The organism is Paenibacillus sp. P4_E11, from assembly GCF_056401635.1.
Genome location: NZ_JBFUIX010000050.1, coordinates 24,250 through 40,348, shown reverse-complemented (window position 1 = coordinate 40,348; position 16,099 = coordinate 24,250). Strand labels below are relative to the sequence as shown.

12 protein-coding genes are annotated in these 16,099 nt (G+C 50.9%); 11 read left to right on the top strand and 1 reads right to left on the bottom strand.

The window, feature by feature from the left end; translation table 11 throughout:
• Positions 1-5: 5 nt before the first annotated feature.
• The 3 genes from AC1DWB_RS19050 (at position 6) to AC1DWB_RS19040 (ending at position 3,926) form a co-directional block, all read left to right on the top strand.
• Positions 6-1,376, top strand: a complete 1,371-nt coding sequence (locus AC1DWB_RS19050; protein WP_477542671.1) for an MFS transporter — start codon at positions 6-8, stop codon at positions 1,374-1,376.
• 52 nt (positions 1,377-1,428) lie between these two features.
• Positions 1,429-1,614 (top strand): hypothetical protein, encoded by a 186-nt coding sequence (locus tag AC1DWB_RS19045; protein WP_477542670.1) that lies wholly within the window; start codon positions 1,429-1,431, stop codon positions 1,612-1,614.
• A 104-nt stretch (positions 1,615-1,718) separates the two neighbouring features.
• Positions 1,719-3,926, top strand: a complete 2,208-nt coding sequence (locus tag AC1DWB_RS19040) for a DNA topoisomerase III (protein WP_477542669.1) — start codon at positions 1,719-1,721, stop codon at positions 3,924-3,926.
• Between the two features lie 98 nt (positions 3,927-4,024).
• Here AC1DWB_RS19040 and AC1DWB_RS19035 read toward each other — a convergent pair whose 3' ends face one another.
• Entirely contained in the window at positions 4,025-5,035 is a 1,011-nt protein-coding gene (locus AC1DWB_RS19035; RefSeq protein WP_477542668.1) for an aldo/keto reductase, read from the bottom strand.
• 662 nt (positions 5,036-5,697) lie between these two features.
• On the opposite strand from AC1DWB_RS19035, the gene AC1DWB_RS19030 reads away from it, so the two are divergent.
• From AC1DWB_RS19030 to AC1DWB_RS18995, 8 genes are all read left to right on the top strand, one after another.
• Positions 5,698-6,432 carry an SDR family NAD(P)-dependent oxidoreductase gene (locus AC1DWB_RS19030; RefSeq protein ID WP_477542667.1) on the top strand — a complete coding sequence of 245 codons (735 nt, stop codon included), beginning with the start codon at positions 5,698-5,700 and terminating at the stop codon, positions 6,430-6,432.
• Between the two features lie 82 nt (positions 6,433-6,514).
• Entirely contained in the window at positions 6,515-7,099 is a 585-nt protein-coding gene (locus AC1DWB_RS19025) for a hypothetical protein (protein ID WP_477542666.1), read from the top strand.
• A gap of 135 nt (positions 7,100-7,234) precedes the next feature.
• A complete protein-coding gene (locus AC1DWB_RS19020) occupies positions 7,235-7,813 on the top strand; it encodes a DUF4362 domain-containing protein (protein WP_477542665.1) in 579 nt (192 codons plus the stop codon).
• 299 nt (positions 7,814-8,112) lie between these two features.
• A complete protein-coding gene (locus AC1DWB_RS19015; RefSeq protein WP_477542664.1) occupies positions 8,113-8,373 on the top strand; it encodes a hypothetical protein in 261 nt (86 codons plus the stop codon).
• A gap of 88 nt (positions 8,374-8,461) precedes the next feature.
• Positions 8,462-10,990, top strand: a complete 2,529-nt coding sequence (gene hrpB, locus AC1DWB_RS19010; protein WP_477542663.1) for an ATP-dependent helicase HrpB — start codon at positions 8,462-8,464, stop codon at positions 10,988-10,990.
• A gap of 617 nt (positions 10,991-11,607) precedes the next feature.
• A complete protein-coding gene (locus tag AC1DWB_RS19005; RefSeq protein WP_477542662.1) occupies positions 11,608-13,014 on the top strand; it encodes an extracellular solute-binding protein in 1,407 nt (468 codons plus the stop codon).
• A gap of 211 nt (positions 13,015-13,225) precedes the next feature.
• On the top strand, positions 13,226-14,218 hold the full coding sequence (locus AC1DWB_RS19000) for a hydroxyacid dehydrogenase (RefSeq protein WP_477542661.1): 993 nt from the start codon (positions 13,226-13,228) through the stop codon (positions 14,216-14,218).
• 93 nt (positions 14,219-14,311) lie between these two features.
• Positions 14,312-15,934 carry a type 2 periplasmic-binding domain-containing protein gene (locus AC1DWB_RS18995; RefSeq protein WP_477542660.1) on the top strand — a complete coding sequence of 541 codons (1,623 nt, stop codon included), beginning with the start codon at positions 14,312-14,314 and terminating at the stop codon, positions 15,932-15,934.
• The last annotated feature ends 165 nt before the right edge of the window (positions 15,935-16,099 follow it).

Here is a 16,099-nt window from a genome sequence, read left to right as displayed (position 1 = left end):
GAAGTATGACAAGTAACCCAGCTGCCGATGAGGCGGCTAAACCGGTTCAAGGAAAATGGCCTGTCATGATCAGTATCGTAATAGCGGTGCTAGTCTCTTCCTTGGACTCAACCATTACGAATACGACGATTCCGCACATCGTGGAAGATTTGGGCGGATTTTCTCTATATGCATGGAGTTTCGTTTCCTATATGATCGCTTCCACGGTATTAACGCCGATTGCGGGAAGACTGTCTGATTTGTATGGACGTAAGAAAGTTTTCGCAACCGGAATCATCATCTTCATGATCGGTTCACTGCTGTGTGGGACTTCTCAATCGATGCTGCAGTTAGTTTTATTCAGGGCGATTCAGGGCGCTGGCGCCGGTATTCTGATCCCGTTCCCCTCGATTATTGCAGGAGATTTGTTCTCCGTGCAGAAGAGGGCAGCCATCCAAGCTTTTTTCTCAGGAATGTGGGGGTTATCAGCGGTACTGGCCCCATTGTTAGGTGCGTTCTTCGTCGAAGTGGCGAACTGGCGTTGGATATTTTACGTCAACATTCCATTGTGCTTACTAGCAATCGCGTTGTTAATCCCCTATAAAGAAGTGTACGTTTCGAAGAAAGCTTCGATCGATTACGGGGGAGGCTTGTTGTTCTCAGGCGGGATCACCATGCTTCTTCTGCTGACGGTTGTGACCAAAGGATTTTGGCTGTATGCCATAGGTGGAGTGATCATGTTAGCCGCTTTTTGGATGGTCGAGAAGAGGCATGCCTCCCCGCTCATTCCTTTCTCACTGTTTCACAACCGTGGGATTTCTTGGATGATCGCGAACTCGTTCCTTGCTACTGCAGCGATGTTCGGCACGGCTAATTACATTCCCTTCTTCCTGCAGAAGCAGGGGTACTCCATCTTCATGAGCGGGCTTTCCTTGTTAGGTGAGGCGATAGGCTGGCTGTTGGTTGCCGTACCGTCGGGACGATGGGTGATCCGATTCGGATACAGACCACTGCTTATCGCAGGGAACACTTTGATGCTCATAAGCGGATTATGCTTCTTGCTGTTATCAGAGCGAAGCGGGTTCTGGGATGTGTTCGGACTTATGTTCATGGAAGGGATGGCGTTCGGTCTGCTAGTGACGGTCACGACGATTGGCGCTCAACAATTAGTCGGGCCTCAGCAAAAAGGCATCTCGACGTCTCTGCAATTTTTTGCCCGTAATATTGGGACAGCAGTGGGGACGACCATTATGGGCGCACTCTTAACCAAAGCTCCCGTGTTTATGGATGGAATTCATCACTTGTTCATCTATGCCAGCATCGTAACGGTGTTCGCCTGGATGTCATCCTTCTTCATTCGCCCTTCACGAAACGAATCTATTGAAGGCAGCGGATAGATCGGGTATGATGGTAATAACTAGGTGAACATGCGGATAGGAGGTTATAACGATGAGCTTCAACATTGGTGGTACGAATGTGCCAGGTGCTGTGGTGGGTGCGATTGAAACAGGCAAGAGCAAGGCCGAGCAGGTCGTCAAGCAAGCGATCAACGATGTCATGAGCGATCCTGCCAAGAACATCAAGCAAGCGCAGCAGCCATCGGGATTATCGACTTTTATGGATATTCGGGTCTAACAGCCTGGAGCCAGGGATAAGAATGAACCGACATCAGACCATGGAGGCTTCTTGCCTCTGTGGTTTGTTTGCATATGGACTCCATAATGAAGGGACTGCATGAGATGAAATCGATCGTATTGGCGGAGAAACCGAGTGTTGCCAAGGAGATAGCTCGAGTACTAGGTTGCAATGGGCGACAAAAAAGTTATTTCGAAGGTCCGCGCTACATCGTGACTTGGGCATTGGGACATTTGATTACATTGGCCGAGCCGGAAGACTATGATGCCAAGTATAAAACGTGGAACCTGGAAGATCTGCCTATCTTGCCGAAAAAAATGAATTTGAAGGTCATGCGCGAGACGTCGCACCAATTCAAAGCGATCGCCCAATTGTGTAAGCGCAGCGATGTTGGTGAGATGATCATTGCCACAGACGCTGGGCGGGAAGGCGAACTTGTAGCCCGCTGGATCATGGAGCAAGTCCAATGGCGCAAGCCGTTCAAGCGACTGTGGATATCCTCGCAGACGGATAAGGCGATTCGCGAAGGGTTCGAGCGGTTGAAGCCGGGCACCGATTACAACGGCTTGTACGCTTCGGCTGTGTGTCGGGCGGAAGCCGACTGGCTGATCGGTCTGAATGTAACGCGTGCGCTCACTAGCAAGTACAATGCCCAGCTGGCGGCGGGCCGTGTGCAGACGCCTACGCTGGCGATATTGATGGAGCGGGAACGGGAGATCGCCGAGTTCCGCTCCGTGCCGTTCTGGTCCGTAACAGCCGATTTCGGCGCATTACGGGCGAAGTGGCGTCGTGGCGAACAGCACGACGGGCGGTTGTACGCCGAGCCGGAAGCGGAGGCGTTGGCGTCAAGGCTGAGCCGGGCGAAGGCGGTCGTGGAGTCGGTCCGGATGACCGACAAGCAGGAACCGCAGCCGCTGGCGTACGACTTGACTGAGCTGCAGCGAGACGCCAACAAGATGCTCGGCTTCTCGGCCAAACAGACATCGTCTGTGCTGCAACGGCTGTACGAGCAGCATAAGCTGGTCACGTACCCGCGCACCGATTCTCGCTACTTGACGTCGGATATGGCCCCGACGTTCAAGAATAGGCTCGATGCGATTGCGATAGGACCCTACGCTCCGTTGATCGCACCGCTGCTGCGCAAACCATTAGCAGTGACGAAACGAATTGTTGACGACAGTCGGGTGACGGATCATCATGCGATCATACCGACAGAGCAGTACGTAAATTTATCTGCGCTTAGCCCAGAAGAACGCAGGTTGTACGACCTGATCGTCCGGCGGTTCATCGCGCTGTTCTACCCGGCGTACCGTTATGCGGAAACGAGCGTTGTGATCGAAGCGGCAGGCGAGCGTTTTTATGCCAAAGGCGTTGTGCCGAAGGAAAATGGTTGGCGAGATGCTTACGGCGCAAGTGGGAGTGGCAGTTCAAACAATGGCGGAGGACATCCATCGATAGATGACGAGGAGGAGCAGGAAGCGGACGGTGCAGCTCGAGTCAGCGGGTCGGATGCAGCCGAAGATCGGGCGACTTCCGGGCAACGGTTGCCGGAACTGGTGAAAGGACAAACCTTGCAATTGCGCTTGGCAAGCGTGGCCAACCATCGGACCCAACCACCTGGCCGATTGACCGAAGCATCGCTGCTTGGACGGATGGAGAAGCAACATCTGGGCACTCCCGCTACGCGGGCGGACATTATCGAGAAGCTGCTTCAGACGGACACGGTCGAGCGCAAGCTGAATCGATTGTCTCCGACTGGCAAGGGTAAGCAACTGATCGAGATCGTAGCAAGCGATCTGCGTTCTTCGGAACTTACAGCTCGCTGGGAGCAAGAACTCGAGCGGATCGCCAAGGGGCAAGGCAACGCTAATGCATTCATGGAAGACATACGTCGGCAAACAACTCGACTCGTCCAGCAAGTCAAAGCGAGCGAGGTGGAATACAAGCCGCACAATCTGACTCATTCCAAGTGCCCGGAATGCGGTACAGCCTTGATGGAGCGCAAGGGCAAGCGCGGCAAATCACTTGTCTGCTCCAACCGCGAATGCAGCTATCATCGGCAAGCGGAGCCTGCATTGTCATTCAAGCGTTGTCCGCAATGTCACAAACGTATGGAAGTGCATACGGGAAAGGCAGGTAAGTACGCCCAGTGCAAGCCTTGCAATGTAATCGAGAAGCTGGACGAGCAAGCCGGTGGAGCTCGCGTACAGCGGAAGCAACAGGCTCAACTTATCCAGCAATTCAGTGACAATGAATCGCTTGGCTCAAGCCTTGGTGATGCTTTGAAGGCTGCGATGGAGAAAAAGTCTTGAGAAATAGAATCCCTCTTCAAACGGGCGGCTGCACAGCAATGTGCGGTCCGCCCGTTTTCGATTTCAATTAGTCGAAAGAAATAGTCGTTTATTTGTTGTCAGAAGCTGAGCGAAATATCGGATAATTGGTCGAGGTGTTCCTTGGCAAGCCGGAAGGAAAGCGCTCCGATGTTCTCCTCTGCATGCCGTACTTTGGACGCCCCAGGGATGGCAACAACCGTATCGCCATGGGCGTGGACGAGCCAGTTTAGTGCGATTTGGCTTGGGCTGACGCTATATGTAGTGGCCAGCTGCTCCAGCAGTTCGACAACAGATCTGCTCTTGTTCAATCCAGCGGTTTTGAATTTCGCTTGGAACTTTCTCGGACCGTTTGCCGCACGAACAAGTGAAGGATCGCTGTGGAATTTACCGGTTAACAAGCCCTGCTCCAGTGGTGAATAAGCAATGATCGTCATGCCGAGTTCTTGGGCCGCCTGCATAATCCCATTGCGCTCGATGCGCCTGTCCAGCATGCTGTATTTCACCTGATTGGAGACGAGTGGGAAGCCGTAATCCGCCAGCACTCGATGTGCTTCTCTCATCTTCTCGGCGGAGAAGTTACTGACACCGGCATGTACGATGTGACCGTCTTTCAACAACTTGCTCATTTCTCGCATCTGACTGCGGACCGTAGAGAAGGAGTACGGCTGATGAATCTGGTACAGATGAATGGTTCGTCCGCCTAACTGTCGGGCCCGTTCTTCAATCGTCTTCGTGATCGAGCTGGCTGTACGCATCACCGGCCACCACTTGGTTGCGATGATCGCTTCATTCCCAGGTTGTCCAAGAGCGGAGAGAGCTTGATCCAGTGCTTTCTCGGATGCGCCCCATCCATACACTTCAGCCGTATCGAACCAATTGATGCCGCCTTGAAGACTGACACGCACAATATTCACGATGTCGGGATCGGATAACACAGGCCAAAATTTGCCGACCAAACCACTTCCTTTACTGAACTGCCAGCAGCCTAATCCGAGTGCTGAGATACGTAGCTCAGTTTGACCTAATCTGCGAAGCGGTGGTAATATAAACTTATTTTGTACACGTTGCTGGGACTGCTCATCGGACATAGGTCAACCCCTCCATCGTAATCAGGATGATAAGTTTCGATCATACCTGGATTGTACCATAGTGTTCCCAGCCTATTCCGAACAATCTCTACAGTTTTTTGCAGAAGCAAAAAAGAACGCTCTGACAACCTCGCAGCTTGGAACTAAGTAAGGTGTGGTCTAGCGTTCTTATGTGTAGTTTTTGATCCCATTTTAAATACTTACTAACACAACGGAAGCCCTACCTCTCATCCGTCCTTACGGCTCCTTGGCCGCGCCAGTCTCGAATTAGCAACACTTTCATACTTCCTTAACCATCAGCCGCTTGTAGTTGGAAATGAAGGGTGAAACGAATCTAATCTTGAGGTCCAAATCTGAGGAATTTCCTGAGGGAGAAATGCGGACATGGAACAAATTCGTTATTTCAAAAACTAAATATTTATTATACAGGATAATGAACGAGATGTAAAGTGAAGTCGAGACTTTCGTAAAAACATACTTCAAGGAGACGGAATAGAGTTTCACACACGCAAGAAAATGTTGGTAGCCAGGTATTCCTAACAACTTGTACAATGAGATTGCCTCCTTGGATAACTGCAGACGGACAATTGTCCGATGCAGGGAAGGAGGCTTTTTGCGTATATGAGGTGATAAACTTATGTTGAAAAAGGAGGGACGGATGGATGTCACAGTCCTTGTACATCATTACGGGTTCTGCCAAAGGCTTGGGAGCATCCTTAGCTCGATTACTTCTCGGGAGTGAATCACATGTTGCAGGCATTGCCCGAAACGATAATGCTGATACTAGAGCACATGCAGGGCACAATGGATACAGCTACACATCTTGGATTCAGGATTTGCTTATGCTCAAGGAAGACCAAGTTCAATCTTTCCAGGAACGTATTCTCGCCGATGGCAGCCGAGCGAAGATGCCTACTTCTGTATGTCTGATCAACAATGCGGCAACAGTAGCGCCCCTTAAGCCAATCGAGCGATGTGAGAATGCAGAGATAAGGAACGGCATGCAGACGAATTTGATCTTTCCGATGTTGCTTACTTCCTCCTTCATCAAGCTGACTGAACGCTGGGACGCGGCCAGAACGGTTGTGAATATCTCCTCGGGCTCCGCCCGATTCGCCAATGCGGGAATGAGCGTCTATTCCAGTTCGAAGGCTGCGCTTCATATGTTCTCGGAAAGCATCCGACTGGAACAGGTAACTGCTCAGCGACCGGTGTCCATCCTTTCTTTCGACCCAGGTATGTTCGACACGGGCATGCAGGAGATGGCGCGAAATACGAGTGTGTCGGACCTGCCAATAACCGGCTACTTCAAGGAAGCGAAGGAGACCGGCAAGCTGGAACATCCGGATGTGGTCGCCGCAACCCTAATTAAGCAAATTAAGGAAAGCTTCCGCTAAATCTGGAACAATATAAACCCGACTCACGTCTATATGTAGACAGTGAACGTCAAGTACCAGTCTGGGCAAAGGCGGAGTCGGGATGTATAAACAAAGGTTGGCTCGGTTGCTTATTATCGCATGCTTCACAGGGTGGTTCGTATCCTTTCAGATGCCCTCCCAGGCAGCGGCATGCTCTTGTGCGGTGCAGAAGGACGCTCATGAGGCTGCAGCTAGATCACAAGCTGTATTCAAAGGCAAGGTTATCGATATAGAGCAGAAGGGAGGCATCATTCGAAGCCTGCTGCGCAAACAAGCTCGTACAGATGCAATCTTCGAAGTGCAGCAATCCTGGAAAGGCGTTTTCTCATCGGTAGTTACTATTAGCAGTGACTGGAGCACATGTGGGTTTGATTTTGTTGAAGGTGAGGACTATTTAGTCTATGCGTATTTGAATGATGAGCGTGATTTATACACAAGCATCTGCTCTCGGACTGGACTTGTTCGTATGAGGGACGACGATTTGAAGCAACTTGGTGTGGGAGCCGCTCCGTCTGATTCACCAACGGCTGGTGAAACATGGTTCTGGGCATGGATCGTCGGTGCCGGTATAGCAGTAGTCCTATTCGGCTATTGGCTGTACGTTCGATCAAGATTAGGCCCATTGAACCATCGGAGAGGGGAGTAACAGCATGCTCTTATCGAAAGTATGGTTGATAACTATCGTTTGTGTAGGATGCTGTTACTTACCGGGTGCGGGGATGGGACACTAAGCAATAATTCCGGGATACGGTCGATGAAAGATTACAAGAGGGACACCTTATTGAGTGCTCAAGAAGTAGCAGATCAGATGCAGAATGCAGGAAGAGGAACCCGGCTTGCGCGTTGGGATTTTAGCACACAGACGAAGTTGATCGATCTGCGTATGCCGATATTTTATGACGTTAATAATATTCTGATCTTGTACGAACATCATGTAAGTGGAGATCGTGCTCGGGCCAAAACTGTTCATAATGCGGCTATTGAAAAGTCGATTGAGAAGTTATACAAGGACGAAGTTGTCTTCAAGCTAGACCGATCTTACAACGTGGAGAAGCTGGAGCAGTTTCTAGCTCATGTGCGGAATGGGACACCAGATCAACTCAAGGTCACATCCATGACTATTGAAGGGGATCCAATCTTCACCTATGCAATCTGGGATGGCAAGAAGCTCACATACGGATATGACAATAGCGAGGATGCCTACGGCGGAACCGGTAAAGGCTTGAGGAAATCAGAGTGCACCTCAGTGGAGAAGAAGATAGAAAAGACTGACGGGGGGAGCTACGCTCGCTATATAGCATCGGGTTGCTTGAAACAGAATCCGACATTGCATATCGCAAGTATTCCGCTCGTCCCGTAGACTTGTTGTTAGGAATATGGACGGGCCGCTTCCGCTTGGAGGACGGCCGTTTCAGTTTGTAGGGGATCTTGGTGACAAAAACAGATTAATTTTTATTTGCATGCAACTATATTCATAAGTCGTTTGTCCTATAACATGAGGTTAGTAATATTTTTGTGACATCTGTCATGACATATGTCATTTCGAAAATATATACTATTAGGTATATAGTCACTATAATGGTCGGAGTGTTATAATCAAGTAAAGGACATTGGACCTACTGTAGAATGAAATATTTCGGTACGAGGTGGATGAGTAATATGACTGCGAATCAGATTATCACGATGCTGAGTAAAATCAGAGATCAACATAGCGAAGTTGAAAAATGTGTGGATCTGATTTACGAGGTACAGCGCACAGGGGGACCGTTGGCAGAGGTAATTACGATTCTGAAGTATGAGAAACCATTGGTTCATTCGTTATTGAAGACGAGATTGCGGCACAACCCAGGCATCAATTTAATTTTGACTATTTCCATGGATTACGGGCAAGCTAAGCAGAAATTATCATTGTTTTCATGAATAGCTAAGTGGGCCGCGGTTGACTCCTTCTTCCCGAGAGTGATACATTGTAGGGATTGAAGTACATAACGAGTGTTCGAGGCTACTCATGCAACCGATTCCTTTACCGATTGAACAAGTTCTAGATGAATTACGAGAGGCGCTGGAGTTCCGCATGAATGCGGTGCTTGCAGCGCCTCCTGGCGCTGGTAAGACGACTCGCGTCCCATTAGCTCTACTGAATGCGCCTTGGGCAAGTGGCAAGCGAATTCTCATGCTGGAGCCGCGACGTATCGCCACACGATCAGCCGCTCGATACATGGCTGCATCGCTTGGTGAACAGGCTGGGCAGACTGTTGGTTACCGGATGCGACACGATTCTCGGGTCAGTGGTGCCACTCGCATCGAAGTGATTACGGAAGGGATATTAACCCGTATGCTGCAGGACGATCCAGCTCTGGAGGACGTCGGGATCGTAATATTCGATGAATTCCATGAGCGCAGTCTTCACGCTGATCTTGGTTTAGCTTTATGCCTGCAGGCGCAGAGCTTGCTAAGACCGGACTTGCGTTTATTAGTCATGTCAGCCACACTTGATACTTCTCGCATCTCGGAGCTTATGGAGGATGCCCCGGTAGTAGTAAGTGTTGGTCGGGCTTACCCAGTGGAAACACGCTATCGATCGGGACCGCGTGATGATGCTGGCTTGATTGCGATGGCGACTACAACGATTGTGACGGCCTTGGAGCGGGAACAGGGCGACATACTGGTGTTTCTGCCTGGTATTGGGGAAATACGGCGATTGGAAACGAAGCTGGCCTGGCTTCGTCTTGATCCGGCTGTAAGTGTTGCAACGCTTCACGGCAGCTTGTCACAGGAAGCGCAAGATCGGGCGATTGCAAGCAGTCCAGCAGGGACGCGGAAGATCGTACTTGCAACATCGATAGCGGAGACAAGTATCACAGTTGAAGGGGTGCGAACGGTAATCGATTGCGGCCTCAGTCGCGTGCCGATGTTCTCGCCGCGGACGGGCTTGACGCATCTGGAGACCGTGCCGGTCGCGATGGATTCGGCCGAACAGAGACGCGGGAGAGCGGGGCGAGTAGCCCCAGGCGTTTGCTACCGACTATGGTCGGAAGCGGAAGAGCGCCAACTTCCCCTTCGAGGCGTTCCTGAGATTTGCGTCGCCGACCTGTCGTCGCTCGCGTTGGAGCTAGCGGCGTGGGGAGCGGCGGATCCCGCCGAGCTGCGCTGGCTCGATTCGCCGCCAGCACCGGCGTACCGCCAGGCGCGCGAGCTGCTCGCTCAGCTCGGCGCGCTCGACGCGGCCGGGGCGACAACGCCGCACGGCCGGCGCATGGCGTCGCTCGGGCTGCAGCCGCGCCTCGCACACATGCTGCTCATGGCCGCTTCGCTCGGCCATGGGCAGCTCGCGTGCGAGCTCGCCGCGCTGCTAGGCGAGCGCGACCCGCTGCGCGCCGCTGGCGGTGCCGCCGCGTTCGCCGCCGCGGACGTGCGCCTGCGCGTCGAGGCGCTGCGCCGAGCGGCGCTCGCAGGCGCGAGTAGCGGCGGCAGCAGCGCGGCGGCCGCGGAGGCGCAGGCGTGGCGGCGCATCGCCGAGGAAGCCGCCCGCTTGGCGCGCGCCACTGGTGCGACAGGCGCTGCCGCGGGTGACATCGAGAATTGCGGCCTGCTGCTGGCCTTCGCATATCCGGACCGCATTGCCCAGCGACGGCCGGATGGCCGTTACTTGCTGCGCAATGGCAGAGGGGCGGCTTTCCGTCACGTCCAGCTACTTGCGCAATCGGACTTTATCGTCGCTGTCGAGTTGGACGATCAAGGAGTGGACTGCCGCATCGATCTGGCGGCATCACTGGACTACAGCGACCTCGAGCGCCATTTTGGCGATCAGATCGAGGTCGAAGAGACCGTCGACTGGGATAGGGAGTCCCAGTCCGTGAAAGCTCGCAAGCGCCACCGCTTGGGCGCGTTAATCTTGAAAGACATTCCGAATCCGAATCCCGATCCGGTCGCATGCATGTCGACCCTGCTACGAGGGATCGAGATAGAAGGACTACATATTCTGCCTTGGACGAAGTCCGCCAAGCAGATACAGGAACGGCTGCTTTTCCTGCATCGTCTGAATACGCAATGGACGGATTTCAGTGAGGAAGCATTAACGGCCACTCTTGAAGATTGGCTCGGTTCGCATGTGTATAACATGAGAAGTCGGGCTGACTTGCAACGTCTGAACTTGACTGGCATCATTCAGGATACATTGTCCTGGAACGACCGCCAGGAGCTGGATCAACAGGCACCGACTCATTTCGTAGTTCCGAGTGGCTCGCGGATACCAATCGACTACAGCGATACGCAAGCTCCATCTGTCGCGGTACGATTACAGGAGATGTTCGGCTTGGCGGATACGCCTCGTCTTGGATGGGGGCGTGTACCGCTAACCTTACATCTGTTGTCGCCGGCAAGTCGTCCAGTGCAAGTGACCCGTGACTTGGCTAGCTTTTGGCGAGATGCGTATTTTGAGGTTAAGAAAGATTTGAAGGGCCGATACCCGAAGCATTATTGGCCAGATGATCCATATAGCGCCGTGCCGACGAACCGGGTACGTCCTCGTCCTTAGTTAAGTGGCCGAGGGTGCTGCATAATGGAATGGGTGAATAACTGGTTACTGGTGAAGCAATTTACATCTGAACATTCTGGCTGTGCATGGCAGAAAACGAGGCTGTCGATTAACAGTTGATAGACAAGTGAAAAAGGACCCTAAGTCATCCCCACAAAACACGCAAGGTCGAAAATCGGCATTACAGCCGCTGAAGCGGTGCACCCGGGCCGTGCAAGGCCGAAAATCGGCCTTACAGCCGCTGAAGCGGTGCACCCGGGCCATGCAAGGCTGAAAATCGGCCTTACAGCTGCTGAAGCGGTGCACCCGGGCCGTGCAAGGCCGAAAATCGGCCTTACAAGCCGTCGAAGAGGCGCACCTGGCCCTGTAACGCGGAAATACCGCGTTAATCGCCCCAAAAAGCCGCCCCAAACCAGTTGTACCGCGGGTTTTCCGCGCTAATCGCACTAACCCTAACCACCAACAAGCTCCCGGACAAATAGCCGGGAGCTTGTTTCATAATGTACATCATCGCACTAACTCATAAGTAACTCTCTTGTCGAAGAACCGATTTTGGTGTAAGCTGATTTACAATAATATCGACGTGTACGAAACTACAAGTAAAGGTTGGAGTGCGTATGGCAGATAGGCCTAGTCGCAGTACGTTTCACGATCGCATGGACGAGATGGTCAGTGTGCTGCGCGATGAGATCATATCCGGGAAACGGCCAGTCGGAGAATTCCTCGCCTCGGAGAGGGCGCTTGGCAAGCAGTTCCGGATCAGCAACAAATCCGTAAGAGAAGCACTAGGAATGCTACAGTCGGAAGGACTGATCGAGAAGATCCCGAAGGTGGGCTCGCGAGTGGCAAGCTTGCCGGATGATAAAGCGATACGAGTCCGGTTTGCCTACCACGACGAGCTCGTGAACGAAGCAGACATTTCCCATTTAATCTCCATGTTCCATAAGCAGCATCCACATATCCGGATTCAGCCTGTGCCGCTAATGTCGGGACATTATGACGATTTCACCCAATTCCTGAATGCGGATCTCATGGATGTGTTCATCGTCAACTACAACGGGTTTATGCAAATACTGGCGGATGACTGCGTCGATTTGCTGGAAACCCAGCAGCCGAGCCCAGACGTATATCCTTATTTGCACAAGGGATTCATGCATGAGGGAGAGCTCAAAGTTCAACCCTTCGTGTTCTCGCCAGTCATATTATGCTACAACAAGACGCATTTTATCGAGCAGAATTTGCTAGAGCCGGACAGTAGCTGGAGCTGGGACGATCTGATGCGGGCGGCTGATAAGCTTACGATACCGAACGAACGGATCGGATTCTACACGTATTTGCAATCACTGAACCGATGGCCAGTGTTTTTATTGCAGAGTGGGATGAAGTTTCCGTTGCCGGGTGCTTCGCCGATTGAGATCAAGGACAGTCCATGGATGGAAGCAATCGAGATATGCCGCAACTTATTGAGGCAGCAAAGCATGGTTCCCATATTTGATCGGGAAGAGGACGCGGAGGAGCTATTCCTGCATGGTCGAGCATCGATTATTATGACGACTTACTTCAGGATGAACGAACTGAAGAAGGCGCCCTTCGAGTATGACATTGCACCGCTTCCCTATTCTAACCATCCCAAAACGTTGTTAGTGACGATTGGACTCGGAGTAATGGCTGGATCGAAGCAGAAGGAAGCTTCCAAGACGTTCATCGATTTCCTTCTGTCTCACGGCTCCCAGCATATGGTGCGCACACGCACCCTTAGCATTCCAGCCTTGAAATCGGCGGCAGAATGGAGTGGCAAAGAAACGATGTTCCGGCCTTCCCGATTTCTGATGCATCGAGAGATTGTTCCGACTTTCAGCCGATTAGATGAGTTGAACATCCCGGAACGACAGTTCCAGAGCTTTCTGAAAGAAATCAAGTATTACTGGTCAGGGCTGTACACCGAGGAAGTGCTAATCGACAAGCTGCAACAATGGGCGGAGGATCAGACGGAGAAGCAAGTGATAGGGATGAGCTCGGTATAAATCGGGATTCCTGCGAAGAGCGATAGAGCTCTTTCATCAGGAATCCCTTGTTTTTTCGAAAACTGTCAGAACATCGTGACTCATTACCGAGTCAGATGTGAGTTAGAGAATCGACGATTTTTAAATTAATGTTGACAAGTAAACCCTTACATCGGTATTATGAAGTCAAAGAGAGTTAGATATGAGTCAATAGAAAGGAATGTGTAGTCAGATGACCCGAATTGCTCTACTTGCCGACAACAACGTAGCTTCTCACATATTTCAGGCCAAACATATGGAGCAGCTTCGAAATCTGGGAACTGTCGTCGTGAACACAGATGCCGTCTATCCTTCGAAAGAACGAGTGATTGAACTTCTACAAGGTGTGGAAATTGCCATTACATCATGGGGTTGTCCTTCCATCGACGAAGAGGTGCTGAAGCACACACCCGATCTGAAGCTGGTCATGCACGCAGCAGGTACCGTTAAAGGAGTTGTCTCCCAGGAGTTAATCGATCGTGGGATTCGAGTCAGCAGCGCAAATGATCCATTGGGTGTTGGTGTAGCTGAGACCGCGTTAGGATTAACGATTGCCGCAGTGAAGCGGATGTGGCCACTTTCCTATAATACCCGCAATGGGGGATGGGAAGAAGACAAAGCGCAAATCCGTGAAATGTATGAACTGAAGATTGGTGTTGTCAGCGCTGGCCGAGCAGGCCGCCATTACATTCGTTTGCTGCAAGGCTTCGATGTTGAGGTGCTGCTGTACGATCCGATCATTAGTGCAGAGGAAGCTAGGGAATTAGGCGCTGTGAAGGTGGAATTGGAGCAGTTGCTTGTAGAATCAGACGTTATCTCCATTCACGCTCCATCGATTCCGCAAACCCATCATATGTTCAATGCCCAAGCATTCTCACTAATGAAGGATGACGCCATCCTGATCAACACGGCGCGCGGAAGTCTGATTAACGAAGAGGAACTGGCAATTGAATTAGCCAAAGGTCGTTTCACCGCTTGTATCGATGTTACTGATCCGGAACCACCGGTAGCAGACCATCCATTCCGCAAGCTGGACAATGTCATTCTGATTCCACATATTGCGGGTGCGGTCAACAATGGGAAGCATCGGTTAGCGCAATATTCCGTAGATGAGATTCGCAGGTATTTGAACAAGGAGCCTTTGCTTGGCGAAGTCAATCTGAAGTCGTTACATGTGATTGCTTAATCAGATTACGATTAGGGGGTGGCATACTAAAGTTCGGAGTATTGTCCGTAATAATATTATTAATAATGGTTTTCAAAAAAAGGGAGGATCTCAATGAAAGCGCTTAAAGTCATCAGTTCGGTATTGGTAGCGAGCGTAGTGCTAGCCGCATGTTCCACTAAAGAAGAAGCCAAACCAAGCACTTCGCCATCCGGATCACCAACGGGATCAACTGCAGCAACACCTGAGAAGAAAGAAAAGTTGACTCTGAAATGGTTTGTTATAGCTCCTGCGAACGCAGTTCTCCCGGCAGCAGACAAAGATTTCATGAAGAAAAAGATCGATGAGAAATTCAATGTGGATCTGAAGATCGAATTTTTGCCTCTTGGCACGGACTATGACACGAAGCTGAACGTCAAGTTGACAAGCGGCGACATTCCAGACATGTTCCTCGCGAATGGTGCAGCGAGCCAGAAGTATGCCGTAGATGGTCTGTTGGCGGATCAGAGCACGTTCGTAACTCCAACGACTATGCCGAACTACTTCAAATGGATCAGTCAAGACGTTCTGAATAACTACCAACTGCAAGGGATCAAGCACGCTCGTTCACCAATCCCTTTCCAAAAAACGACTTACGGCTCATTCTATGTTCGTAAAGATTGGTTGGATAAGTTGAACCTGACTCCGCCGAAAACTTACGATGAGTTGATGAACGTGATGAAGGCCTTTACGAATAACGATCCAGATGGCAATGGCAAGAAAGACACTTACGGCTTCTCAGCTGCCGCTGCAGGTGGCAAGATTCCGCTTGACTTCCCACAATGGATCAACAATGGACTTGTAGCTGACTTCATGTTAACTGGCAAAGACTTTGTCGAAGTACAAACCGATCCTAAGGTGCAAAACGTCATCCAAGGCATCGCAGATATGATCAAAGACGGCGTTGTTGATCCGGACTGGTTCGTCAACAAAGCGCCACAACACTACGACAAAGCCGCACAAGGTAAAATCGGCGTGATCTGGGGGACTACCAAAGAAGTTGGATTGGAATCCGTCCCTTCAAGTGTTCAATCCAAAACCAAGCTGATCGACCCAAAAGCCGACTGGCAGCCAATCTTCCCGTTCGCTAACCAACCATACGGCTGGAAGCAAGGTACTGCAGGTGGAGCTGCTCCATTCTTGTTCGCTAAGTCTGTAGCTGACAAATCACCTGAGAAGATCAAACGTTCCGTTGAAATTCTCGACTGGTTGGCTGGCGAAGAAGGCTACCTGATGACGCACTACGGTCAAGAAGGCAAGCACTACAAAAAAGAAGGCAGCAAAGTTACAATCGATCCAGCTGCATTCGATGCTGACATCACGAAGAATGGTGACTGGCTGAACGTTTACAAATTCTTCACCAACTTGGATGAGCCGTCCGTTCTCAAGCTTGAGATTATCGATCCTAGAATGACAGATCGCGACCGCGCTGTCCTCAAGTTTGTAGAAGCTATTCCTAAGCATGCTGGTGAGCCTGTAACTCTTGCACCTCCACAAGGAATGAATATCGCTGACTTCCGTAAAGAAATGGGTCGTTTGCAAATCGTTGCCCTCCTGGATGACAAGAGCGGTGCTAACTGGCCGAAGTATCGTGAAGAGCTGATGAGCAAGTTCAGCGGCACGAAGATTTTCCAAGGCTATGTAGATCAGATCAATGCTGTATTGCCAGCTGACAAGAAATTGAATGCTTTCAAATAATAGCAATGAGGTTAAGAGAGAGCTGGATCTTAGGATCCGGTTCTTTTTTATGGAGTCCAATAAACTTTCATTATATCGAATTGATCCATGGCAGTTCCGGTGTTCATCGTATATACTAGTGCTCTTGCAAGAAAGGATCGGAGGATGAGGTGCTATTCTTTTATA

Bases quoted from the DNA above. Each gene is read 5' to 3' on its own strand.
- AC1DWB_RS18995 (WP_477542660.1), top strand. From the start codon at position 14,312: ATGAAAGCGCTTAAAGTCATCAGTTCGGTATTGGTAGCGAGCGTAGTG.
- AC1DWB_RS19045 (WP_477542670.1), top strand. From the start codon at position 1,429: ATGAGCTTCAACATTGGTGGTACGAATGTGCCAGGTGCTGTGGTGGGT.
- AC1DWB_RS19015 (WP_477542664.1), top strand. From the start codon at position 8,113: ATGACTGCGAATCAGATTATCACGATGCTGAGTAAAATCAGAGATCAA.
- AC1DWB_RS19000 (WP_477542661.1), top strand. From the start codon at position 13,226: ATGACCCGAATTGCTCTACTTGCCGACAACAACGTAGCTTCTCACATA.
- AC1DWB_RS19035 (WP_477542668.1), bottom strand. From the start codon at position 5,035: ATGTCCGATGAGCAGTCCCAGCAACGTGTACAAAATAAGTTTATATTA.
- AC1DWB_RS19025 (WP_477542666.1), top strand. From the start codon at position 6,515: ATGTATAAACAAAGGTTGGCTCGGTTGCTTATTATCGCATGCTTCACA.
- AC1DWB_RS19030 (WP_477542667.1), top strand. From the start codon at position 5,698: ATGTCACAGTCCTTGTACATCATTACGGGTTCTGCCAAAGGCTTGGGA.
- AC1DWB_RS19005 (WP_477542662.1), top strand. From the start codon at position 11,608: ATGGCAGATAGGCCTAGTCGCAGTACGTTTCACGATCGCATGGACGAG.
- AC1DWB_RS19050 (WP_477542671.1), top strand. From the start codon at position 6: ATGACAAGTAACCCAGCTGCCGATGAGGCGGCTAAACCGGTTCAAGGA.
- hrpB (WP_477542663.1), top strand. From the start codon at position 8,462: ATGCAACCGATTCCTTTACCGATTGAACAAGTTCTAGATGAATTACGA.
- AC1DWB_RS19040 (WP_477542669.1), top strand. From the start codon at position 1,719: ATGAAATCGATCGTATTGGCGGAGAAACCGAGTGTTGCCAAGGAGATA.